Annotated in this window: 18 protein-coding genes and 1 pseudogene; 9 read left to right on the plus strand and 10 right to left on the minus strand. The window is 72.4% G+C overall.

What is annotated here, in order from left to right:
- Positions 1 to 20 precede the first annotated feature (20 nt).
- From E3N83_RS15045 to E3N83_RS15055, 3 genes are read left to right on the plus strand one after another with little or no spacing between them, the layout of a single operon-like run.
- On the plus strand, positions 21 to 1,586 hold the full coding sequence (locus E3N83_RS15045) for an acyl-CoA carboxylase subunit beta (RefSeq protein ID WP_151085326.1): 1,566 nt from the start codon (positions 21 to 23) through the stop codon (positions 1,584 to 1,586).
- Positions 1,583 to 3,562 carry an acetyl/propionyl/methylcrotonyl-CoA carboxylase subunit alpha gene (locus tag E3N83_RS15050; RefSeq protein ID WP_151083997.1) on the plus strand — a complete coding sequence of 660 codons (1,980 nt, stop codon included), beginning with the start codon at positions 1,583 to 1,585 and terminating at the stop codon, positions 3,560 to 3,562. The genes E3N83_RS15045 and E3N83_RS15050 overlap by 4 nt, the downstream gene beginning before the upstream one ends.
- Complete coding sequence (locus E3N83_RS15055; RefSeq protein WP_151083998.1) at positions 3,559 to 4,719, plus strand: acyl-CoA dehydrogenase family protein; 1,161 nt, start codon at positions 3,559 to 3,561, stop codon at positions 4,717 to 4,719. Before E3N83_RS15050 ends, E3N83_RS15055 begins: the two co-directional genes overlap by 4 nt.
- A gap of 5 nt (positions 4,720 to 4,724) precedes the next feature.
- On the opposite strand, the gene E3N83_RS15060 is transcribed toward E3N83_RS15055, so the two are convergent.
- Complete coding sequence (locus E3N83_RS15060; protein ID WP_151083999.1) at positions 4,725 to 4,922, minus strand: hypothetical protein; 198 nt, start codon at positions 4,920 to 4,922, stop codon at positions 4,725 to 4,727.
- A 156-nt stretch (positions 4,923 to 5,078) separates the two neighbouring features.
- Here E3N83_RS15060 and E3N83_RS15065 point away from each other — a divergent pair, with 156 nt between their 5' ends.
- Positions 5,079 to 5,993, plus strand: a complete 915-nt coding sequence (locus E3N83_RS15065) for a homocysteine S-methyltransferase family protein (RefSeq protein ID WP_202879233.1) — start codon at positions 5,079 to 5,081, stop codon at positions 5,991 to 5,993.
- On the opposite strand, the gene E3N83_RS15070 is transcribed toward E3N83_RS15065, so the two are convergent.
- The 7 genes from E3N83_RS15070 to sigK are packed head-to-tail and all read right to left on the minus strand — an operon-like array spanning position 5,990 to position 13,319.
- Complete coding sequence (locus E3N83_RS15070) at positions 5,990 to 6,547, minus strand: protein-L-isoaspartate O-methyltransferase family protein (protein WP_151084000.1); 558 nt, start codon at positions 6,545 to 6,547, stop codon at positions 5,990 to 5,992. The genes E3N83_RS15065 and E3N83_RS15070 overlap by 4 nt on opposite strands.
- Before the next feature lie 45 nt (positions 6,548 to 6,592).
- Positions 6,593 to 7,372 carry a DUF1295 domain-containing protein gene (locus E3N83_RS15075; protein WP_272950262.1) on the minus strand — a complete coding sequence of 260 codons (780 nt, stop codon included), beginning with the start codon at positions 7,370 to 7,372 and terminating at the stop codon, positions 6,593 to 6,595.
- The gene (locus E3N83_RS20255) at positions 7,369 to 8,691 is read right to left on the minus strand and encodes an SAM-dependent methyltransferase (RefSeq protein WP_272950263.1); all 1,323 of its coding nucleotides are present in this window, start codon (positions 8,689 to 8,691) and stop codon (positions 7,369 to 7,371) included. Before E3N83_RS20255 ends, E3N83_RS15075 begins: the two co-directional genes overlap by 4 nt.
- Complete coding sequence (locus E3N83_RS15085; protein WP_151084001.1) at positions 8,688 to 9,989, minus strand: SAM-dependent methyltransferase; 1,302 nt, start codon at positions 9,987 to 9,989, stop codon at positions 8,688 to 8,690. The genes E3N83_RS20255 and E3N83_RS15085 overlap by 4 nt, the downstream gene beginning before the upstream one ends.
- Entirely contained in the window at positions 9,986 to 11,974 is a 1,989-nt protein-coding gene (locus E3N83_RS15090) for an FAD-dependent oxidoreductase (protein WP_202879234.1), read from the minus strand. The genes E3N83_RS15085 and E3N83_RS15090 overlap by 4 nt, the downstream gene beginning before the upstream one ends.
- Positions 11,971 to 12,708 (minus strand): anti-sigma factor, encoded by a 738-nt coding sequence (locus E3N83_RS15095; protein ID WP_151084002.1) that lies wholly within the window; start codon positions 12,706 to 12,708, stop codon positions 11,971 to 11,973. Before E3N83_RS15095 ends, E3N83_RS15090 begins: the two co-directional genes overlap by 4 nt.
- The gene (gene sigK, locus E3N83_RS15100) at positions 12,705 to 13,319 is read right to left on the minus strand and encodes an ECF RNA polymerase sigma factor SigK (RefSeq protein ID WP_151084003.1); all 615 of its coding nucleotides are present in this window, start codon (positions 13,317 to 13,319) and stop codon (positions 12,705 to 12,707) included. The genes E3N83_RS15095 and sigK overlap by 4 nt, the downstream gene beginning before the upstream one ends.
- Positions 13,320 to 13,457: 138 nt before the next feature.
- On the opposite strand from sigK, the gene E3N83_RS15105 reads away from it, so the two are divergent.
- From E3N83_RS15105 to E3N83_RS15115, 3 genes are read left to right on the plus strand one after another with little or no spacing between them, the layout of a single operon-like run.
- Positions 13,458 to 14,210: an enoyl-CoA hydratase-related protein gene (locus E3N83_RS15105; protein WP_151084004.1), complete on the plus strand. Its 753-nt coding sequence runs from the start codon at positions 13,458 to 13,460 to the stop codon at positions 14,208 to 14,210.
- 36 nt (positions 14,211 to 14,246) lie between these two features.
- Complete coding sequence (locus tag E3N83_RS15110) at positions 14,247 to 14,777, plus strand: SigE family RNA polymerase sigma factor (protein WP_151084005.1); 531 nt, start codon at positions 14,247 to 14,249, stop codon at positions 14,775 to 14,777.
- The gene (locus E3N83_RS15115; RefSeq protein WP_151084006.1) at positions 14,774 to 16,033 is read left to right on the plus strand and encodes a hypothetical protein; all 1,260 of its coding nucleotides are present in this window, start codon (positions 14,774 to 14,776) and stop codon (positions 16,031 to 16,033) included. Before E3N83_RS15110 ends, E3N83_RS15115 begins: the two co-directional genes overlap by 4 nt.
- A gap of 19 nt (positions 16,034 to 16,052) precedes the next feature.
- On the opposite strand, the pseudogene E3N83_RS20350 reads toward E3N83_RS15115, so the two are convergent.
- Positions 16,053 to 16,848, minus strand: a pseudogene (locus E3N83_RS20350) (M55 family metallopeptidase).
- A 157-nt stretch (positions 16,849 to 17,005) separates the two neighbouring features.
- On the opposite strand from E3N83_RS20350, the gene E3N83_RS15125 reads away from it, so the two are divergent.
- Entirely contained in the window at positions 17,006 to 19,168 is a 2,163-nt protein-coding gene (locus E3N83_RS15125) for a HelD family protein (protein ID WP_151084007.1), read from the plus strand.
- Positions 19,169 to 19,171: 3 nt separating this feature from the next.
- On the opposite strand, the gene E3N83_RS15130 is transcribed toward E3N83_RS15125, so the two are convergent.
- Positions 19,172 to 20,095 carry a hypothetical protein gene (locus tag E3N83_RS15130; protein WP_202879236.1) on the minus strand — a complete coding sequence of 308 codons (924 nt, stop codon included), beginning with the start codon at positions 20,093 to 20,095 and terminating at the stop codon, positions 19,172 to 19,174.
- Between the two features lie 65 nt (positions 20,096 to 20,160).
- Here E3N83_RS15130 and E3N83_RS15135 point away from each other — a divergent pair, with 65 nt between their 5' ends.
- Positions 20,161 to 22,089, plus strand: a complete 1,929-nt coding sequence (locus tag E3N83_RS15135; protein ID WP_151084009.1) for an anthranilate synthase family protein — start codon at positions 20,161 to 20,163, stop codon at positions 22,087 to 22,089.
- Positions 22,090 to 22,115 lie beyond the last annotated feature (26 nt).

Below are 22,115 nucleotides of genomic sequence, written 5' to 3' on the forward strand. Positions count from 1 at the left end.
CGCTGACCAACCGCGAGGCGATGCTGGACAAGCTCGCCGATCTCGAGGCCGAGCACGGCAAGGCCGTCGGCGGCGGTGGCCAGAAGTACGTCGACCGCCATCACGCCCGCGGCAAGCTCCTGCCGCGCGAGCGGATCGAGCTGCTCGTCGACGAGGGATCGGCGTTCCTCGAGCTGTCGCCGCTGGCCGGCTGGGGCTCGGACTTCTCGGTCGGCGCCTCGCTGGTCACCGGGATCGGCGTCGTGGAGGGGGTCGAGTGCCTGATCACCGCGAACGACCCGACGGTCAAGGGCGGCGCGAGCAACCCGTGGACGGTGAAGAAGGGCTTCCGGGCCGCGCAGATCGCCGAGGAGAACGGCCTGCCGACGATCTCGCTGGTCGAGTCCGGCGGCGCCGACCTGCCGACCCAGAAGGAGATCTTCATCCCCGGCGGCAAGGTCTTCCGGGACCTGACCCGGGCGTCGGCACGGCGTCAGCCCACCATCGCGCTGGTCTTCGGCAACTCCACCGCCGGCGGCGCCTACGTGCCCGGCATGAGCGACTACACGGTGATGGTGCGCGAGCAGGCCAAGGTGTTCCTCGGCGGGCCGCCCCTGGTGAAGATGGCGACGGGTGAGGAGTCCGACGACGAGTCGCTCGGCGGCGCCGAGATGCACGCCCGGGTCTCCGGCCTGGCCGACTACCTCGCCGAGGACGAGCGCGACGCGATCCGGATCGGGCGGCGGATCGTGGCCCGGCTGAACTGGCGGAAGGCTGGGGGTCTCGACTCCGCTCGACCGACGAGGGGGTGGGCCGAGCCGGACGCCGACCCGGACGGGCTGCTCGACCTGGTCCCGGCCGACCTCAAGGAGCCGTTCGACCCGCGCGAGGTGATCGTGCGGGTGTGCGACGGGGTCGGGCCGGGCAACGAGCAGTCGTTCGACGAGTTCAAGCCGCTCTACGGCACCTCGCTGGTCACCGGCTGGGCGCGGCTGCACGGTCGACAGATCGGCATCCTGGCCAACGCGCAGGGGGTGCTCTTCAGCGAGGAGGCGCAGAAGGCGACGCAGTTCATCCAGCTCGCCAACCAGATCGACGTGCCGCTGCTCTTCCTGCACAACACCACCGGCTACATGGTCGGCGCGGAGTACGAGCAGGGCGGCATCATCAAGCACGGCGCCCAGATGATCAACGCCGTCAGCAACTCCAAGGTCCCGCACCTCAGCGTGATCATGGGCGCGTCGTACGGCGCGGGCAACTACGGCATGAACGGCCGCGCCTACGACCCGCGCTTCCTGTTCACCTGGCCGAGCGCCAAGAGCGCGGTGATGGGGCCGGCCCAGCTCGCGGGGGTGCTCTCGATCGTGGCCCGCGCCGCTGCCGAGGCCCGCGGTCAGGTGTACGACGAGGAGGCCGACGCCGGGATGCGCGCCTTCATCGAGCAGTCCGTCGAGGAGCAGAGCCTGCCGTTCTTCCTCTCCGGCATGTTGTACGACGACGGCGTGATCGACCCGCGGGACACCCGGACCGTGCTGGCCGTCTGCCTGTCGGTGATCGAGAACGCGCCGATCAGGGGCACCGACGGCTACGGGGTGTTCCGCACATGAGCGACGCGAGCAGCGTGGCCTCGACTCCGCTCGGCCACCGGTCGGGTGGCATCCGGCGGCTGCTGGTGGCCAATCGCGGCGAGATCGCCCGGCGCGTCTTCGCGACGTGCCGGCGCCTCGGCATCGAGACCGTGGCGGTGTACTCGGACGCCGACGCAGGCCTCCCGTTCGTGCGCGAGGCGGACCTCGCGGTCCACCTGCCCGGCACCTCCCCGGCGGACACCTACCTGCGACGCGACCTTCTCGTCGAGGCGGCGAGAAGGTCGGGGGCCGACGCGGTCCATCCGGGTTACGGCTTCCTCTCCGAGAACGCAGACTTCGCCCGCGCCGTGATCGAGGCCGGGCTGACCTGGGTCGGCCCCACGCCCGAGTCGATCGATCAGATGGGCTCGAAGGTCCGCGCCAAGGAGCTGATGCGCCGGGCCGGCGTCCCCGTCCTGGAGGCGCCCGCCGACCCGGGCGTGGGCGACTTTCCCCTGCTGGTGAAGGCCTCTGCCGGTGGTGGCGGCCGGGGCATGCGGATCGTCCGCCGCCTGGCCGACCTGCCCGGTGAGATCGAAGCGGCGAGCGCCGAGGCGGCGAGCGCGTTCGGTGACGGCACCGTCTTCGTCGAGCCGTACGTCGAGCGCGGACGCCACGTCGAGGTTCAGGTGGTGGGTCACCGGGCCGGCGTGCTCGTGCTCGGAGAGCGCGACTGCTCGATCCAGCGCCGCCACCAGAAGGTCGTCGAGGAGTCACCGGCCCCGCGGCTCCCCGACGACACGAGGTCAGCGCTCCACGAGGCCGCCGAGTCGGCGGCGGCCGCGATCGACTACCGCGGCGCGGGCACCGTCGAGTTCCTCTACGACCCCGAGGCCGGCCGCTTCTTCTTCCTGGAGATGAACACCCGGCTCCAGGTCGAGCACCCGGTCACCGAGCTCGTGCACGGCGTCGACCTGGTCGAGCTCCAGATCGCGGTCGCCGAGGGCCGCTCGCCCGACCCTCGGGCGATCGGCGAGACCTACGGCCACGCGGTGGAGGTCCGGCTCTACGCCGAGGATCCCGCGTCCGACTGGCAGCCGCAGAGCGGCCGGCTGACCCTGGTCGACGTACCCGGGGTGGACGCGGAGTTCGACCTCCTCAACCGGCCCGGGCTGCGGCTCGACTCCGGGGTCGAGTCCGGGAGCGAGGTCTCCACCCACTACGACGCGATGCTGGCCAAGGTCGTCTCGTGGGCGCCCACCCGTGACCAGGCGGTACGACGGCTGTCCGCGGCTCTGCGCGGCGCACGGCTGCACGGCGTCACCACCAACCGCGACCTCCTGGTGAGCATCCTCGAGGACCCCGCCTTCGTGGCGGGCGAGGTGAGCACGGCGTTCCTGGCGGACCGGCCACCGGCCGCGACCCCGGCCGACGAACGCGCCGCGGTGGCGGCCGCCGCCCTCGCGCTCGCGGCAGGCACGAGCCTGACCCGTCGGGTGCAGCACGGCGTACCGGTCGGGTGGCGCAACGTCGTCAGCCAGCCTCAGCGCACGGTCTTCGAGCGGGGCGACGACGAGGTAGTCGTCGAGTGGTACGGCGGCCGTGACGGCTACGCGGTCGAGGGCCTGACCGTGGTCGCCGTCGCGCCCGACCAGGTCACGCTGGAGGCCGACGGCGTCCGCACGACGTACGACGTCGCGGTGACCGGCGCCGAGGTGGACGTGGACTGGGCGGCCGGGCACGTCGCGCTGAGCGTCGTGCCTCGCTTCACCGACCCGGCCGACGCGATCGCCAGCGGCAGCCTGCTGGCCCCGATGCCGGGGACCGTCGTAGCGGTCGGCGTCCGGGAGGGCGAACCGGTCGAGGCCGGCCAGGCCGTGCTCGTGCTCGAGGCGATGAAGATGCAGCACACCGTGGCGGCGCCCCATGCCGGCACGGTGACCGAGCTGACCGTCGCGGTCGGCACCCAGGTTGCGGCCGGCGAGGTGCTGGCTGTCGTAGAGGAGCAGTCATGACCAACTACACCGAGTCCGACGAGCGGCAGGCGCTGCGCCGTGAGGTGGCCAAGCTGGCCGGCAAGTTCGGCCGCGAGTGGTTCACCGAGAAGGCGCGCAGCGGCGAGAAGACCACCGAGCTCTGGCTGGAGATCGGCAAGAACGGCTACCTCGGCATCAACATCCCCGAGGAGTACGGCGGCGGTGGTGGCGGCATCGGCGACATCGCGGCGGTCTGCGAGGAGCTCGCCGCCCAGGGCTGCCCGCTGCTGCTGATGGTCGTCAGCCCCGCGATCTGCGGCACCATCATCAGCCGCTACGGCACCGAGGAGCAGAAGCACCGCTGGCTCCCGGGGATCTGTGACGGCACCTCGACGATGGCGTTCGCGATCACCGAGCCCGATGCCGGCACCAACACCCACAACATCACCACCACCGCCCGTCGCGACGGCGACGAGTGGGTGCTGAACGGGCGCAAGATCTACATCTCCGGGGTCGACGAGGCCGACAACGTGCTGGTCGTGGCCCGGGCCGAGGACGCCCGGACCGGCAAGGTGAAGCCGGTGCTCTTCGTGGTCCCGACCGACGCGGCCGGCTTCGAGGCCCGACCGATCCCGATGGAGATCGTCAGCCCGGAGCTCCAGTTCACGGTGTTCATCGACGACGTGCGGCTCTCCGACGACGCCCTGGTCGGTGACGAGGACGGCGGGCTCGTCCAGCTGTTCGCCGGGCTCAACCCGGAGCGGATCATGGCGGCGTCGTTCTCCACCGGTCTGGCCCGCTACGCGCTCGACCGCGCCGCGTCGTACGCCAAGGAGCGCACGGTGTTCCAGGGACCGATCGGCTCCCACCAGGCCATCGCTCACCCACTGGCGCAGTCGAAGATCGAGATCGAGCTGGCCCGGCTGATGACCCAGAAGGCCGCCGCGCTGTACGACGCCGGCGACGACCTGGGAGCCGGCGAGGCGGCCAACATGGCGAAGTACGCCGCCGCGGAGGCCGCCTGTGACGCCGTCGACCGCGCGGTGCAGACCCACGGCGGCAACGGGATCACCCAGGAGTACGGCATGGCCGGCCTGCTGGTCGCGACCCGAGCCGGGCGGATCGCCCCCGTCTCGCGCGAGATGATCCTGAACTTCGTCGCCATGCACTCGCTGGGGCTGCCCAAGAGCTACTGACGAGGTCAGGCGGTCCAGCGGATCGCCTCGAAGGCCAGGTCGGCCGGTGGGTGGACTCCGTGCAGGTCCGGCCGGTTGGTGAGCAGCACCGCGAGGCCGCCGGTGGTGCGGATCGCGCGGTCGCGGTCGGCGTCCGCGTCGCCGCGGGGCCGGCCGGGGCCGCGGCGGTGGGGGTCGGTGGGCTCGGACGTCGTGCTGCTCATGGGGGTCCCCCGTCTGTGTGCGCTCGTCGGTCCGGCCTTGAGTGGTGGCCGGAACCCCAGCAAACACAACGGTTCTTTCGTCCGCGTTACGTCACGTGAACACTCGGTGAAAGGTCGGGCTTCTGGTAGAACGTCACTCACCTGAAGGGAGCGGCCGTGGGACGAGAGACCTGGCGCTGGGTGACGGACGGCGGGCTCGAGACCGACCTGATCTTCCACCACGGCGTGGACCTGCCGGAGTTCGCGGCGTACCCGCTGGTGTGGACCGAGCACGGGCGTGGGCTCCTGCACCACTACTACGAGGGGTACGCCGCTGTCGCGGCGGCAGCAGACGTCGGCCTCCGCCTCGAGACACCGACCTGGCGGGCGAACCCCGACTGGGGAGCCGTGCTGGGCCACGACGCCTCCGCGCTGGAGGACGCGAACCGTGAGGCCGTGGCCCTGCTCCAGGGGTACGCCGAGGAGTGGCGCGGCCGGGTGCCGGAGGTGATCGTCAGCGGGATCATCGGCCCCCGGGGGGACGGCTACGCCGCGGGGCCGGTGGTCGACCCGGACGAGGCCGCCGCCTACCACGAGCCGCAGGTGCGTGCCTTCGCCGAGGCGGGTGCCGATGCGGTGTCCGCACTCACGCTCACCGACGCGGGCGAGGCCATCGGGGTGGTGCGTGCGGCGGATGCCTCGGGGCTGCCGGTATCGGTGGCGTTCACGGTCGAGACCGACGGCCGCCTGCCGAACGGGACGACGCTGGCCGAGGCCGTCGAGCGGGTCGACGACGCGGCGCCACCGGCGTACTTCATGGTCAACTGCGCCCATCCCACCCACGTGCTCGCGGGCCTGGCCGACCTCGGTGACCGCGCCGGGCGGATCCACGGCCTGCGGTCCAACGCCTCGACCCAGACCCACGCCGAGCTCGACGAGGCCGAGACCCTGGACGAGGGAGATGTCGGCCTGCTGGTGCGCACGCACCGTGAGCTCGCGGACCGGCTGCCCGCGCTCGCGGTCGTGGGTGGGTGCTGCGGCACCGACGTCCGACACGTCGCCGCCCTGTGGGGCGTCGACCCGCCGGGCTAGCGCAGCGGGACGAACCGGTAGGACCCGTGCCGCGTCACCTGCACCGCCCGCATCGAGCTGGCCACCCGCAGCATGGTGCCGGCGACCGGGATGACCATCACCCCACCGGTGTGCAGCTGCGCGACCAGCTCGTCGGGCAGCTCGCGGGCCATCGCCGAGACCAGGATCCGGTGGTACGGCGCGGCGTCCGGCAGGCCGAGCACGCCCGGCCGCGCCTCGTGGATGCTCGCCCAGGGCAGCTCGTGGGCATCGAGGTGGGCGGTGCCGAGGTCGACCAGGTCGGGCTCGAGCTCGACACCGAGCACCCGCCCGGTCGGCCCGGTCAGGTGGGCGAGCAGGGCGGTGGTCCAGCCGGAGCCCGAGCCCACGTCGAGCACCCGCTGGCCCGGATGCACGTCGAGCAGCCTCAGCATGGCCTCGACGGTGCGCGGCTGGGAGCTGGTCTGCCCCCACCCGATGTCGAGCGGACCGTCGTACGACGCCCGCCGCCGCTGGCTCGCGGGCAGGAAGTCGGCCCGCGGGAAGGCGGCGAACGCCTCCGCGACCCGGTCCATCCCGCGAGTCAACCACGCCTCCCGGCGCGGGCTGAGGGGGAGGAGTCAGGGGCGGCGGGGCGGGCGGGGGAAGAACAGCGGCACCCGGGCGGCGTAGGCGTCCCAGCCGGGGCGGGTGCTCATGGTCTTCTCCAGCAGCTTCGCCCCGGTCACGTTCCGGATGAAGTAGGTCATCGCCAGCGGCGACAGCACGGTCAGCAGCGCCGGCAGCCAGCCCGACGCCGCACCGCCGGCCAGCCAGATGCCCCACCACAGGCAGGCGTCGCCGAAGTAGTTCGGGTGCCGCGTCCAGGCCCACAGGCCACGGTCCAGCACCGGCCCGCGGTTAGGATCCTGCTGGTACGCCGTGAGCTGGGCGTCGCCGACCGTCTCGAAGGCCACGCCCACGGCCCAGACGACGACGCCGAGCACCACCACCGGCCAGGCGGTGAGGTCGCTGTGACCGCTCGCCACCAACGGGAGCGCGATCAGGCAGATCACGACGCCCTGGGTCAGGAAGACCTTGCGTACCGCGACCCCGAGACCCCCGCCGTCGAGCAGCTCCTCGTAGCGCGGGTCCTCACCCTTGCCCCGCGAGCGCCGAAGGATGTGCCAGGCCAGCCGGCACCCCCAGACGGCGACCAGCACCAGCACCAGCCAGCGCCGCCACGGGGTGGCCGTGCCCGCGACCGCCATCGCCAGGGCGATCGCCACCAGGGCCAGGCCCCAGGTGACGTCGACGACCGAGACCCGCCCGACCCGCCGGGCGACGAGCGCGGTGACCACCATCGCCGCGGCCGAGACCCCGACCGCCAGGAGCGCCAGCCCCCACCAGGTGGTGATCACCAGGACCGCTGCGGAGGCAGGGTGTGCTCGGCCCCCCGGCGCACGGCGAGGATCTGGTCGACCCCCATCCGGCCGTCCCGGAAGGCCATCGCACCGCCGACCAGGTAGAGCCGCCAGACCCGGACGTACTCCTCGCCCACCAGAGCGGTCAGCTCGGCCAGGTGCGCCTCGAAGTTCTGCAGCCACCCGGCCACGGTCCACACGTAGTGCTCGCGCAGCGCGTGCACGTCGCGCACCTCGAGCCCACCCGCCTCGAGGTGACCGACGGTCTCGCCGACCGGTCGCATGTGCATGTCGGGTGCGATGAACGACTCGATGAAGGGCCCGCCACCGGGGTGGGGTCCGGAGCGCGACATCTGCTGCACCAGCACCCGCCCACCCGGGCGCACCGCGCGGCGCAGCACCTCGACGTACGTCGGGTAGTTGCGCTCGCCGACGTGCTCACCCATCTCCAGCGAGCCGACCGCGTCGAAGTGGTCGCGCTCGGGCACGTCGCGGTAGTCCTGCAGGCGGATCTCGACCCGGTCACCAAGGCCGCGCTCGGCGATCCGTCGGTCGATGAAGCGCTTCTGCTCGGCCGCGATCGTCACCCCGACGACCTGCGCGCCGAAGTGCTCGGCGGCGTGCAGCGAGAGCGAGCCCCAGCCGCAGCCCACGTCGAGCATCGTGCTGCCGCGGCCGATCCCGAGCTTGCCGCAGACCAGGTCGAGCTTGGCCCGCTGCGCCGAGGCGACGCTCTGGGTCGGGTCGTCGCCGTAGTAGGCGCACGAGTAGGCCATCGCCGGGTCGAGGATCAGCGAGTAGAACTCGTGGGAGACGTCGTAGTGGTGGCTGATCGCGGTGCGGTCGCGCTGTGGGCTGTGCAGCCGTCCACGCACCCGGGCCTGGGACGCCGGCGGTGCCGGAGGGAGACCGAGCAGGCCCAGCTGCCGGACGGTGCGTACCCCCTGGGCGATCGCCGCGGCCGACGGGCGGCCGGTCACCCCGCGCCGGCGGCCGACCGCGAAGGCGTGGGTGAGGGTCTCGTCGAGGTCGCCGGGCACCTCGAGCTCGCCCGTGACGTAGGCCTGGGCGGCACCGAGCTCGCCGGGGTGCCAGAGCAGCCGCCGCAGGGCGTCGGGGGAGCGGAGCTCGACCACGGGCGCGTCCCGGGGCCCGGCCTCGGAGCCGTCCCAGGCGCGCAGCCGGACCGGAAGGTCGCCACCGACGAACGGCGCCGCGGCCTCGGCCAGCAGGGCAGCGACCCCCGAGGCCGCCACGTCGGCGCGCGCCGCGGACGTCGTACGACGGGTGCCGGATCGGGTCCCCGTCGTCGTCACGACCCGGTCTCCTGCCTCATCACGATCTGGTTGACGTCGATGTAGTCCGAGGCGAAGCCCGCCAGGGAGTACTCCAGGTAGAAGTGCCACATCCGGATGAAGGTCTCGTCGAAGCCGAGAGCCAGCACCTGCTCCCGCGCGGCGAGGAACCGGGTGTCCCACTGCCGCAGGGTCTCGGCGTAGTGCCGGCCGAACGAGAGCCGGTCGGTGACCCGCAAGCGGGTGTGGTCCCGGGTGATCTGGTCGATCACGTCGACCGAGGGCAGGAAGCCGCCAGGAAAGATGTACTTGTTGATCCAGGTGTAGGTGTTGCGGGTCGCCAGCATCCGGTCGTGCCGCATCGTGATCGCCTGGATGCCGACGGCACCCCCCGGCGCGAGCACGGCGTCGAGGGTGCCGAAGTACTCCTCCCAGAAGTCGAAGCCGACCGCCTCGATCATCTCCACCGACAGCACCGCGTCGTAGGCACCGAAGTGCGGCGACCCGACCGCGACGAGGTCGCGGTAGTCGAGCAGCTCGACGGTGACCCGGTCGGACAGGCCGGCGTCGGCGATGCGGCGCTCGGCGAGCTCCTTCTGCTCGGTCGACAGCGTGATCGAGTGCACGACCGCGCCCCGCCGTGCGGCTGCGATCGCGAGCTCGCCCCAGCCGGTGCCGATCTCGAGCACGCGGCTGCCCGAGCGCACGTCGGTGTGGTCGAGCAGGCGCTCGATCTTGCGCCACTGCCCCTCGGCCAGGTCCGAGCCGGGCACCGGGTCGGTGGCCCGGGTGAACCCGTCGTCGTGGACCCGCTCGGCCTCGAACAGCGCCGAGGAGTAGCTCAGGCCCGGGTCGAGGAACAGCTCGAACAGGCCGTTGGACAGGTCGTAGTGGTGGGCGATGTTGTTCTGCGAGTTGGCGGTGGTGCTCTTCTGGTGGTGCGGCGGGCGCAGCACCGCGAGTGCCCGCAGCCGCTGAAGGCTGGGCGGGACCAGGGTCGGCATCTCGGCCGCGAGCACGCTCAGGAAGGCCCCGAGGTCGGGCGCGTCCCAGGCGCCGGTGAGGTAGGCCTCGCCGAAGCCGATCAGTACACCCCGACCCAGCCGGGCGAAGAACTCCTCGGGCCGGTGGACGGTCATCGCCGGACCGCCGGTGCCCAGGGTCTCGTCGCCGAGGTGGACGGTGACCGGCAGGCGCCGGACGCCGGCCAGGAAGATCCGCCGGGCGACGGCGGCCGACACCGTGGTGCGCAGGCCCCTGGGCACGGCGGCGAGGTCGGGCCACTGGTCGATGGCCGGACGGGCGATGGAGACGGTCATCGGACGCCCTCCTGGTGGTGGTCGGGACGGGGCTGGATCGGCAGGCGGCGTGCCCACAACCAGATGCCCTGGGTTCGGATCGCGACGGCACCCCGGATTGCCTGGGGCGCGGCCCGCAGCGCGTTCGTCGTGGTCCGCTGCCCGGTCTGGGTGACGCTGAAGGCGGCACCGTCGTCGGTGTGCAGGGTGACCGAGACCAGCAGCTCGTCCCCGGGCACGGGGACGCTGAGGTCGTACCACCCGTCGGTGCCGTGGAACGGCGAGACGTAGAGCTTCTTGTCGGCCCGCGCGCGGCCGCGCTCGTCGGGGTGCACGAGGTAGGCGTGCCGGTCGCCGTAGGTGTTGTGCACCTCGACGATCACGCCGGCCGGGGCATGGTGGCGGTCGAAGCACCAGAAGACGCTGATCGGGTTGAAGCAGTAGCCGAACGCGCGGGCGTTGGCCGCCATCAGCACCCGGCCGCCGGTCAGGTCGATGCCGTGAGCGGAGAGGAACGCGTCCACGTTGGCCCGGATGCCGCGCTCGGGCGAGCCGAGATGGTCACGGCCCTCGAAGCGGCCCAGCAGCCCGTGGTCGGGCAGGTCGTCGAGGTCGACCATCCAGGTGTGGGCGCGGTTGTCGAAGCTGCGCTTGAACGGGCGCCGCCGGACGTGCCGGATCCTGGTGTCGAACATCCCGGTCTCCGGGCTCCGCCGGCCGGCCGCGGCGTGAGTCTGCTCGGGCCAGGCCAGACCGAGGTGGGTCGCGGCGGCCGCCCCGGACCGGGCGCCGTCCTCGTGGAAGCCCCAGCCGTGGTAGGCGCCCGCGAAGGCGAGGCGCTCGGTGTTCGCATCGGGCAGCTGCCGCTGGGCGGCGACCGAGGCGGGGGTGTACAGCGGGTGGGCGTACTCCATCCGCGCGATCACCTTCGACGGGTCGACCAGTGACTCGGTCCCGTCGCCGGCGCCGAGAGTGACCAGGTAGCGGGTCTGGGTCGGCAGCCGCTGGAGCCGGGTCAGGTCGTAGGTGACGGTCACCCCGGCGCGGGCCACGCGCGGGCGCAGGAAGTTCCAGGACGCCCGCGCGCGGGGCTCGCGGGGCAGCAGCGACTCGTCGGTGTGCAGCAGGGCGGGGTTGTCGGAGTAGGGGATGGCGACCAGCGCCTGGCGCTGGGCGGGGGTCGGGCTCTCGAGCATCGCCAGAGCCTGGTCGGGGTGGGTCGCGATGATCGCGGCGTCGTACGACGTGACCCGGCCGTTGCCGTCGGTGACTTCCACGCCGGTGGGGGTCTCGCGCACCGAGGTGACCTTGGTGCCGAGGCGCACGTCCGGCAGAGCGGCCGCGACCTTGGCGACGTACTCGCGGGAGCCACCGGCCACGGTGCGCCACTCGGGCGAGCCGGTGATCGCGAGCATCCCGTGGTGGGAGAGGAACTCGAAGAGGTAGCGGGCCGGGTAGTCCAGCGCGACCTCCGGGTCGCACGACCACACGGCCGCCACGAGCGGCTCCATGAAGTGCCGCCCGAAGTACGCCGAGAAGCGGCCCTCGCTGAGGAAGTCGCGCAGGGTCTGGTCGCGGTTGACCGCCGCTGCCGGGGTCTCCAGCAGCGCCCTGGCGCGCCGGTGGAAGCGCGGCACCTCCGTCAGCATCCGCAGGAACCGCGGTCGGGCCAGGTTGCGCCAGGTCGGGAACAGGCCGCTCGCGCCGAGGGCGCCGGCGTACTCCAGGCCCGCCTCCTCGTCGCGCACCGACATCGACATCTCCGACGTCTGAGTGGTGACGCCGAGCTCGTCGAAGAGCCGGATCAGGGTCGGGTAGGTCCGGCGGTTGTGCACGATGAACCCGGTGTCGATGGCCAAGCCGTCCACCTCGTGGGTGTCGGCATGGCCGCCGAGCCGGGTGTCGGCCTCGAACAGCGTCACGTCGGCGGTCTTCGCCGCGATGTGCGCTGCTGTGAGGCCCGCCACGCCGGACCCGATGACCGCGATCCGCCGGGCGGGGGTCACGTGGTCGACCTCAGCGGGAAGACCGCGATCGGGTCCGACGTCGGATGGGCAGAGCCGGTCTCGGGCTCGACGGTGATCGCCGCGGCGGTGGCCGTGGCGGCGTCGCCGGCGAGCACGGTCGGCTCGGTGCTGTCGGTCATCAGGCCTGCCGAGACCATGCCCTGTCCCGGCTGCTGGAGCCAGAGCTGGTACGTCGTACCGGCTTGCGGCTCGGGCACGTGGTCGCCGATCATCACCGCACGCTTGAGCGAGGCCGACCGGACGATGGTCAGCTTGCCGCCGCCCGGCACCGGCTCGGTGATCTTGATGGCGTCCGGTGCGTTGATGATCTGGTCGGCCAAGTTGGTCTGGTTGGTCTGGTTGCCGGTCCAGGGATGCCAGACGGCGGCGCCGCCGGCGGCCAGGATCAGCGCGACCACGGCAGCCACGAGTGCCGGCAGGGCGCGCCGACGCAGGCTCACAACCGATGCGCCAGCCGGAGCCGGGACAGGTGCAGTCGTCTCCGGCGGAAACGGACGCACCGTCCCGATGTCGGCCAACACCCGGGCGCGCAGCCCGGCGGGAGGCTCCTGGCTCTCGATCTCGGCCAGGTGGGCGGCCGTCTCGGTGAAGGACTGCACCTCGGCGCGGCACTCGGCACAAGCGGCCAGGTGACGCGCGAACTGCGCGCGCTCGACGTCGTCGACAGCGTCCAGGGCGAAGGCGCCCGAGAGGCCGTGAATGTCGCTGTTCATGCCTGTGCCACCTCTCCGACGCCTAGTGCGTCTCTCAGCCGGATCAGTCCGTCCCGGATCCGGGTCTTGGTCGTGCCGACCGGGAGGTCGAGCATCGTGGCCACTTCGGTGTGCGTGTAGCCGCCGAGGAACGCCAACTCGATCGCCTGTCGCTGCTTGATCGTGAGGTGGTCGAGGGCGGCTCGGACCCGTGAGGCCTCCAGCGAGGCCGTGGCCGACTCCGCCGTCGAGTCGTGGTCGACCGTCTGCTCCTGCTGGGTGTACGTCGTGTCCCTGCGGCTCGCCGCCTCGGCGGACCGGACCCGGTCGACCGACTTGCGGTGCACGATCGTGAGCAGCCACGAGATGGCGCTGCCCCTGGTGTCGTCGAACCGTGCGGAGCTGCGCCAGCAGTCGAGGTAGACCTCCTGGACCACCTCCTCGGCCTGCGCCCGGTCGCGGAGCACCCGGACCGCGAGGCCGAAGGCCCGCGAGGCGGTCGCGTCGTACCACTCGGCGAACGCGGCCTCGTCGCCCCGGCTCGAGCGCTTGAGCAGCTCGGCCAGGTGCGCGCCTCCGGATCCGCCACCCTCCGCAGGAGGGTCGGTGGGTACCGACGCGAGATGGTTCACGGTTCGATCCTTGCGTGTCCGGGAGGTTCTGTCAGCGGTAGGTGCTGACGAGTTGTCGGCGGGGATTCGCGGCCGTAGGTCTTCCGGATGGGTGACCTCCGCCACTCCGTACCCCCGGGCCGGTGGCAGGATGCGGCCATGACCGACGAGCTGGTCCACTACGGCGTCGCGGACGCCGTCGCGACGATCACCCTGGACTCCCCCCACAACCGCAACGCGCTGTCCGCGCAGCTGGTGGGCGAGCTGTTCGAGCGGCTCGAGCGGGCCGAGGCCGACGACGACGTGAGGGTGGTGCTGGTCCGGCAGGAGGGCAAGGTCTTCTGCTCGGGTGCCGACCTGTCGGAGGCGACCACCGTCGGCATGGCCGAGGGCGCCCGCCGGATCGTGGAGCTCCAGCGCCTGATCGTGACCATGGCCAAGCCCGTGGTGACCCGGGTCTCCGGTGCGGTCCGCGCCGGCGGCATCGGGATCGTCGCGGCCAGCGACGTCGCGATCAGTGCCGACGACGCGACGTACGCCCTGACCGAGGTGAAGCTCGGGCTGGCGGCCGCGATCATCTCGCTCACCGTCCATGCCCGGATGAGCCCCCGGGCGTCCTCCCTGACCACGCTGGGCGGCGAGCTGTTCACCGGTGCCCAGGCCGCCGACTACGGCCTCGTCACCCGGGCGGTGCCCGCCGACGAGCTCGACGCCGCCGTCGCCGGCGTCTGTGCCCAGCTGGCCACCGGCGCGCCGCAGGGGCTGCGGGAGTCCAAGCAGATCCTGAACCGCGACCTGGTCAAGCGGATCGACGAGTACGGCGCGGAGATGGCGTCGCTCAGCGCCCACCTGTTCGCCTCCGACGAGGCGCGCGAGGCGATGACCGCGTTCTTGGACCGGAAGAAGTCGTAGGCAACCTTCCGGTAGACCCGGCCGGTATCAACGGTCATGACCACCACGACCGCAGTCGACTCGGGAGGGCGCGTGCTGGAGGCCACGTTCGACGAGTTCGTCGCTGCCCGCTCCCGGGCCCTGCTGCGCACGGCGTACCTCCTCACCCATGACCACGCCCTCGCCGAGGACCTCCTCCAGACCGCGTTGACCAAGGCGTGGTTCGCCTGGCGACGCATCGACGGCAACCCCGAGCCCTACGTACGCCGGATCCTGGTCAACACCTACGCCTCGTGGTGGCGCCGCCGGTGGAACGCCGAGCACCCGACCGAGGAGCTTCCCGAGCACCCGACCGACGACCCGGCGTCGCACACCGCCGAGCCGACCGACCTCTGGACCGCGATGGCGCGGCTGCCGCGCCGCCAGCGGGCCGTAGTGGTGCTGCGCTACTTCGAGGACCTCACCGAGGCCCAGACCGCCGAGGTGCTCGGCTGCTCGGTCGGCACCGTGAAGAGCCAGACCAGCAAGGCCTTCGCCAAGCTGCGCATCGACCCCGCCCTCGCCACGTCGGAAGGAGCCCCGCGATGAACTCGCTGACCGACCTCAGGACCACCCTCGACCGGCACGCCGGGAGCGTCACCGACGAGGACGCCGTGATCCGGACCACCGCCGTGCGCCACCGCGTCGCCGCCGTGCGTCGTCGCCGGCGGGCCGTGGGTGGCGGCGCGCTCGCGGCCGTGATCGCCGCGACCGTCGGCGTCGTCGGTCTGCACCGCGCGCCCGGAGGCCGGGAGCCGGTGGTGCTGGGGCGGCGCGTACCGACCACGATGACGTCGCTCGGCTACACCTACCGCGCCGAGGGCTGGACCCGGACGGTCGCGGGACGAGGCAGCGTGCACATCGCCGCTTCCGATCAGCCCCGACTGCTGAGCTGGACGCTCGCGGGCACGTCGTCGGTCCGGCTGACCCTTCCCGGTGGGGACGTCTGGACCTCGCAGGCATCGGGCTTCGGCGACTTCGTGCAGATCCCGGCCGGCCAGGCCGGGGACCTCCGGATCGCCGCCGGCGACGGCAGCGTCGGGGTCGCGTCGTACGCCCTCACGAACGCGGCGCCCGTGGGCTACACCAAGGACGGCATCACCTTCCGTCAGACGGTGGACGGTGCACAGCTGTTGGGTGCTGTGATCGGGGACCGGGCGCAAGTCGACGCCAGCACGACGTTCACCGCGCCGTACGGCCGGCTCCAGGTCACCCTGTCGTGCCACGGCCTGCCGCGCGGCGACGCGGTGCACGTCTCCTTCAACGGTCACGAGCGGATCGCCGGTAACTGCAACGGCTCCGACACCTTCGACCCGGGGGCGGGCGGAGGCTCGCAGTTCCGGCTGCCCCACCCCGGCCGGCAGGTGACCATGCGGGTCTGGGCCAGCCACGGCGTCAAGGACCCAGTGCCTCTCCCGGTCGGTTCAGCGCCGCGGCTGCGGATGCTCGCGGGGGTCTACGGGCCCCTGGCCACGCAGGCCCTCGGTGGCTACCGCGTCGGGGAGTACGTCGAGTACGACGGCCACCTCTGGCAGGTCTTCACCCGCTACTCCTCACCCGAGGGGCTGCCTCTCCGCGCCCCCGCGCTGCACCGGCAGACGGTCGGGGCGATGGCCTGGCACTCCGGGGCAGGCCGGACCGTGGTCTCCTTCGGTGCGGAGGGGATGACCCCCGAGGGGGGAAGCTTCGCTGGAGGCAAGGGTGCCATCGGCGATCTCTGGGTGCCGGCCGGTGCAGCGGTCCACGCGCGGTTCGTGCGCGGGAGCGGCTCGTTCGCAATCGCTCTCTACCGGCAGGTCGATTGACACGCCAGCCGCGAGCCGGTCAGGTGTCGGCCAGCGACCGGGTCAGGTGCACCAGCGTCATGAAGGTCCGGAAGAGCCGGAGCGGGTCGTCGTCGGTGAAGGACACCCGACGCCCGTCGAGGCGGGTCACACCGGCGATCCAGGTGGCCTGCTCGGCCAGGTCGGGCGAGAGCAGCTCCACCTCGATCGTGGCGGGCAACGAGATCGCCGGAGCGGACGGCAGCGACCCCAGCGCGGCAGCCACGCCGTCGCGGATCCGCTCCCGGGCGAGGTCGGGGTGGAGGTGCTCGGCCGCGTAGCGGCTGACCGACCGCTTCACCTCGATCGCCTCGATGCCGGGGCAGAACGGGTCCGCCTCCGGCCCGACGTACTGGTCGCCGGTGATCACCGCGACCGGCACGCCGTGGTGCTGGGCGACGAGCGCGTTCAGTCCGGCCTCACCGGTCGTGGCCCCGTTGAGGGTGACGCCGGCGATCGCCCGCGGGTTGTAGGTGTGGGAGAGGACCCCCGGGTGTCGCCATCGCCGCGTGGTAGCCCAGGAAGACCACGGCGTCGAAGGACGCGTCGAGGCCCTCCATCATGTAGAGCGGCTTGAACCGACCCGAGAGGTACGACGCGCGGGCGCGCAGCGCGTCGGGCGGCAGGTTGCGCATGGCCGAGTGAGCGTCGTTCACCAGGATCTGCGACGACCCGGCCGCGACGCACCCGTCGATCGCGGCGTTCACCTCGCCCACGAGCAGGTCCCGCCCGAGCGCGTAGTCGTCTCCCCCCGCCAGGCACTGCTCCCAGGCGACGATGCCGGCCACGCCCTCCATGTCGACGGAGATGTAGACCTTCACCCGGTCGAGCCTGTCACACGCGCCGGATCTGGGCGTCGGGTCACCGACGAGCCGTGGGACCGGTTACGATTGTGGGCTCGCGAATTCAGAGGACACCGCCGATCGGCGGTCGGGGAACCGAGGGGACGCTTTCTTGGCAGACGAGTTGCTGGCGGCCGAGCTCGCCGCGGAGCAGACCTTCGTCGATCGGGTGTACGTCCAGCTGGAGAGGTCGGCCCGCAACGCCCAGGCGATCGCGAGCGAGGGCCACGGCCGTGGGCGACTCGGGCACGAGGGTGGCCTCGTCGAGCGCGACGCCATGGTCTTCCAGGCCGCCAAGCGGATCGCCCAGCTCGACGCCGCTCACGAGGGACTGGTCTTCGGGCGCCTCGACCTGCTGGCGACGCTGGACCCCGAGCCTCGTTACATCGGCCGGATCGGCCTGCGCGACGACCAGCGCGACTCGCTGCTGATCGACTGGCGGGCCCCCGCCGCCGCGGTGTTCTACCAGGCGACCGCCGCCGAGCCGCAGTCCGTCGTACGCCGTCGGGTGTTGCGCTGCACCGGCCCCCGGGTGGTGGGGGTCGAGGACGAGCTCCTGGACGCCGAGGCCGAGACCGACCTGCCGATCGTCGGCGAGGGCGCCTTGATGGCACAGCTCTCGCGGGCCCGCGACCGGTCGATGCACTCCATCGTGGCCACCATCCAGGCCGAGCAGGACAAGGCGATCCGGGCACCGGCGCGCGGTGTGGTCGCGATCAGCGGCGGCCCCGGCACCGGCAAGACCGTCGTCGCGCTGCACCGCGCGGCGTACCTCCTCTACAACGACCGCCGGCGCTACGAGAGCGGCGGCGTGCTGGTGGTCGGCCCGTCGGGCGTCTTCATGCGCTACATCGAGCGGGTGCTGCCCTCGCTCGGTGAGACCGCGGTGGCGCTGCGCTCGCTGGGCGAGGTCGTCGGCGGGCTGCGGGCGACCCGGCACGACACGCCCGCCGTGGCGGCGGTCAAGGGGTCGGCCCGGATGGCCGAGCTGATGCGGAGGACGTCGCGCCAGCAGGCGCCGGGCTCGCCCAAGGAGTTCCGGATCTTCTGGCGCGACGACGTGATCGTGCTCGACCGCGGCTTGCTCGGGAAGCTGCGCCGGCAGCTGATGGGGCAGGGGCCGCGCAACCGCCAGCTGCCACGCGTCGCGTCGTCGTTGCTCGAGGTGATGTGGCGCCAGGTGCGCGGGGAGCGCGGCCGCGACCGCGGGCGGGAGGCGTTCGACGACGACATGCTCTCCTCGCAGGCGTTCGTCGACTTCGCGCTGTCGTGGTGGCCGCCGCTGGAGGCCGGCGAGGTGCTCGGCTGGCTGCGCGACCCCGAGTTCCTGGCCCGCGTCGGCGACGGCGTGGTGACGCCTGACGAGCAGCGGCTCCTGGTGGAGTCCTGGCAGATCGAGTCGCTCGCGGTCGAGGACGTCCCCCTGATCGACGAGCTGCGCTACGCGCTGGGCGACGTACCCGACCGACGCGACGACGACCACGAGCTCGACGACTACCTCGGGGGCGACCTGGCCGGCGGGCGCGAGGAGCTGACCACCGCGATGGAGCGGGCCTACGGCCCCGACGCCCCGGTCTGGATGCCGCCGACGCACACGATCGAGGACGACGGTTACGCCCACGTGCTCGTCGACGAGGCACAGGACCTCACCCCGATGCAGTGGCGGATGGTCGGCCGGCGCGGCCGGGCCGCCACCTGGACCATCGTCGGGGACGCCGCCCAGTCGTCGTGGCCGGTGCCGGCCGAGTCGGCCGGCGCCCGCGCCGACGCGATCGCCGGCAAGGACCTCCACGAGTTCCACCTCTCGACCAACTACCGCAACTCCTCCGAGATCTACGACTACGCCGCCGCCTACGCCTCGCGGGTGGGGCTCGACGCCGATCTGCCGATCGCGGTCCGGTCGACCGGGGTCGAGCCGCGCGAGGTGGGTGCCGGCGACGACCTCGCCGCCGCGGTGCGGGCCGCGACCGCCGACATCACGGCCGAGGTGGCCGGCACGGTGGCGATCGTGGTCCCGATCGAGCGCCGGGCCGAGGTCGCCGGCTGGCTCGCCACCTGGCCCGAGCTCGCCGTCCACGCGCCCAACGCAGCCAACCCGGCCGCCGCCGGCGACGACCGGATCGTCGTGCTGGTCGGCATCGAGACCAAGGGCCTGGAGTTCGACGGTATCGTGGTGGTCGACCCCGCCGCGATCGAGGCCGAGTCGCCGACCGGGCGGGCCACGCTCTACGTCGTGCTCACCCGCGCCACCCAGCTGCTGACCCTGGTGCGCTGAGGCTCAGCCGAGCCGGTCGAGCACCTCGGTCAGCTCCGGGCCGACGTCGATCCGGATGCCGTCGGGCTCGTTGACCGTCAGCCGCTCCAGGGAGCCGTCGCGCCACCAGAAGACGTCGGGGGAGACCGGGCCGGGCGCGTCGTCGTACCCCGCCCGGGCCAGAGCGGCGAGCACGTTGAGCGAGGGGATCGCGGTCGCGTCGCCGAGCACGTGGAAGGCCAGCTGGTGGCGGAACGGCGCGGCCACGAAGACGCCGTACCGGCCCGGCGTCGGCAGCCCGAGCCGGGTCAGCACGTCGCCGAGCACCACCAGCGACGACGCCACGAACATCGAGTCACCGAGCAGGATGTCGACCCGGCCACCCTGGTGCTCGAGCATCTCGTGCTGGTCGAAGGGGACGGCCCGCAGGTTGACCAGGCCGGCTCGACGCAGGTCGGCGAGCGGACCGAAGCGCTCGACGTGCTCGTCGAGGAACATCGCGACGCTCTCGGGCAGGTCGACGTTGAGGACCTCGCTGACGCCCTCGGCCACCTCGCGGGCGTAGGCCGCCCGCACCTGCAGGAGATCCGCGGTCGGCACCAGGCGCACGTACGTCCCGGCGTACAGCTCTGCAGGAGTCATCGTGTCGAACGGCGACGGGGCGTCGGTCGCCCGCACGATCCGGTCCGTGTGCCGCGTGGTGATCTCCCGCCAGGCCCGCTCACCGCGCTCGTCGTTGTGGCACTCGGCAGCGACGTTGCCCAGCCCGAAGACGCGTCCCGAGCTGTCGACGACGTGGTCGGCGTACGCCGTGACCTCGAGACCCGCCTGGGCGAACCCCTGCCGCACCAGGTCGCGGAACACGGCCGCCTGCGAGGTCGTGAAGAACCCGAACGTCTCGTCCCGCGCCTCGCCGGCGTCGGGCCGCGGGTTCCCGGGGGCGGCCATGCCGGCCATCCCACCACGTCGACGTCCGTCCGGGGGCAGCGCCCGGCCTCGGTAGATTCCCCGGCATGACCGCCACCTCATCCGCCCGGGACGCCATCGCCGCGCTCCAGGGGCACGAGGCGTGGGCGATCATCCGCCGCTCGACCCGGGCCGGCGACCGCCAGACCGTCGGCCTGGTCGGTGGCCGCCGACGCGTGGTCGAGTCGATCCTCGACATCCCGCTCACCGGCGGGGTGCCCGAGAGCGGCCACATCGCCGACCGGCTGGTCGCCGTACCCTTCCGGCAGGTGCGCGAGCGTGGCTTCGAGGCGTACGACGACGGCACCCCGCTGGTGGTGGTCGACGTCGAGACGGAGCTGGAGTTCTCCGTGGCCGAGGTGCTCGACGCTATCGACGACACCGGCGTGGACCTGGCCGACCGGGGCGGCTTCGAGACCGACGACGAGGAGTACGGCAAGCTCGTCGACTCGGTGATCCGCGACGAGATCGGCCAGGGCGAGGGCGCCAACCTGGTGATCGGGCGGCACTACCGGGCCACCGTCGCCGACTGGGGTCCCGACAAGGCGCTCTCGGTCTTCCGCCGGCTGCTCGAGCGCGAGCGCGGCGCGTACTGGACGTTCGTGTTCTTCACCGGTGACCGCTACCTGATCGGCGCCAGCCCCGAGCGACACGTCTCGATCCACGGCGACGACGTGCGGATGAACCCGATCAGCGGCACCTTCCGGCTGGCCCCGGCAGGCTCGACCGGCGGGGAGGGCGACCTCAGGGAGGGGCTGCTCGACTTCCTCCACGACGAGAAGGAGATCTACGAGCTCTTCATGGTCGTCGACGAGGAGCTGAAGATGATGTGCGACATCTGCGACAAGGGCGGCCAGGTGCTGGGGCCGTTCCTGAAGCCGATGAGCCGGCTGATCCACACCGAGTACTTCCTGGCCGGCCGCACCAGCCGCGACCCGCGCGAGGTGCTGCGGGACACCATGTACGCCGCTACCGTCACCGGCAGCCCGGTGCAGAACGCCTGCCGGCTGATCAAGCAGTACGAGCGGCAGGGTCGCGGGTACTACGGCGCCGCGCTGGCGATCCTCGGCCGGGACGCCGACGGCAGCGTGATCGTCGACAGCCCGATCGTGATCCGCACCGCCGACGTCGACCTCGACGGGCACCTCACGGTCACCGCCGGGGCCACCCTCGTCCGCGACTCCGAGGCGGCCTACGAGGTCGCCGAGACCCATGCCAAGGCCGGTGGCATCCTCTCTGCCTTCGGGCTGGTCGCCCCGGCGCCGACGCCGAGCGTCGACGTCGCCGAGCTGGTCAACGACGAGGACGTGCTGCTCGCCCTCAACGCCCGCAACCGTCGGCTGTCGACCTTCTGGCTGACCGACCAGTCCGGCGCGGTCCCCGACCCGCGTCTGGCCGGCCGGCACGTGGTGATCCTCGACGGCGAGGACGACTTCGTGAACATGCTGCGCCACGTCCTCGGCGTCGCCGGCATGACCAGCGAGGTGGTGCGGCACACGGCGTACGTCGACGGCTCGCTCGATGCCGCCGACCTGGCGATCGTGGGCCCCGGCCCGGGCGACCCGCGCGACGGTGACGACCCCAAGATCGCGACCTTCCGCCGGGCGGTGGACCGCCTGCTGGCGCGCGAGCAGCCCTTCCTGGCCGTCTGCCTGGGACACCAGGTGCTCTGCGACCGGCTCGGGATCCCGCTGGCCTATAAGGACATCGTGTTCCAGGGCACGCAGGCCGACGTCATCATCGACGGGCGCCCGGAGCGGGTGGGCTTCTACAACACGTTCGTGGGCCGGGTCCCGACCGGCGGGGCCGCTGGCGAGGTCTCGGCAGGCGTCACGGTGGAGACCGATCCCGCGACCGGCGACGTGCACCTGGTCCGTGGCCCCCACTTCCGCGGCATCCAGTTCCATGCCGAGTCCATCCTCACCGAGCACGGCTCCGCCCTCGTCCACGGCCTGGTGCGCGACCTCCTGACCTGAGCGTCAGGAAGCCGTCAAGATCGCGG

Origin of the sequence: Nocardioides cynanchi (assembly GCF_008761635.1) — a bacterium.
GTDB classification, from domain to species: Bacteria; Actinomycetota; Actinomycetes; order Propionibacteriales; family Nocardioidaceae; genus Nocardioides; species Nocardioides cynanchi.

Bases quoted from the DNA above. Each gene is read 5' to 3' on its own strand.
- E3N83_RS15045 (WP_151085326.1), top strand. From the start codon at position 21: ATGCTGGACAAGCTCGCCGATCTCGAGGCCGAGCACGGCAAGGCCGTC.
- E3N83_RS15050 (WP_151083997.1), top strand. From the start codon at position 1,583: ATGAGCGACGCGAGCAGCGTGGCCTCGACTCCGCTCGGCCACCGGTCG.
- E3N83_RS15055 (WP_151083998.1), top strand. From the start codon at position 3,559: ATGACCAACTACACCGAGTCCGACGAGCGGCAGGCGCTGCGCCGTGAG.
- E3N83_RS15060 (WP_151083999.1), bottom strand. From the start codon at position 4,922: ATGAGCAGCACGACGTCCGAGCCCACCGACCCCCACCGCCGCGGCCCC.
- E3N83_RS15070 (WP_151084000.1), bottom strand. From the start codon at position 6,547: ATGGACCGGGTCGCGGAGGCGTTCGCCGCCTTCCCGCGGGCCGACTTC.
- E3N83_RS15085 (WP_151084001.1), bottom strand. From the start codon at position 9,989: ATGACCGTCTCCATCGCCCGTCCGGCCATCGACCAGTGGCCCGACCTC.
- E3N83_RS15095 (WP_151084002.1), bottom strand. From the start codon at position 12,708: ATGAACAGCGACATTCACGGCCTCTCGGGCGCCTTCGCCCTGGACGCT.
- E3N83_RS15105 (WP_151084004.1), top strand. From the start codon at position 13,458: ATGACCGACGAGCTGGTCCACTACGGCGTCGCGGACGCCGTCGCGACG.
- E3N83_RS15110 (WP_151084005.1), top strand. From the start codon at position 14,247: ATGACCACCACGACCGCAGTCGACTCGGGAGGGCGCGTGCTGGAGGCC.
- E3N83_RS15115 (WP_151084006.1), top strand. From the start codon at position 14,774: ATGAACTCGCTGACCGACCTCAGGACCACCCTCGACCGGCACGCCGGG.
- E3N83_RS15130 (WP_202879236.1), bottom strand. From the start codon at position 20,095: ATGGCCGCCCCCGGGAACCCGCGGCCCGACGCCGGCGAGGCGCGGGAC.
- E3N83_RS15135 (WP_151084009.1), top strand. From the start codon at position 20,161: ATGACCGCCACCTCATCCGCCCGGGACGCCATCGCCGCGCTCCAGGGG.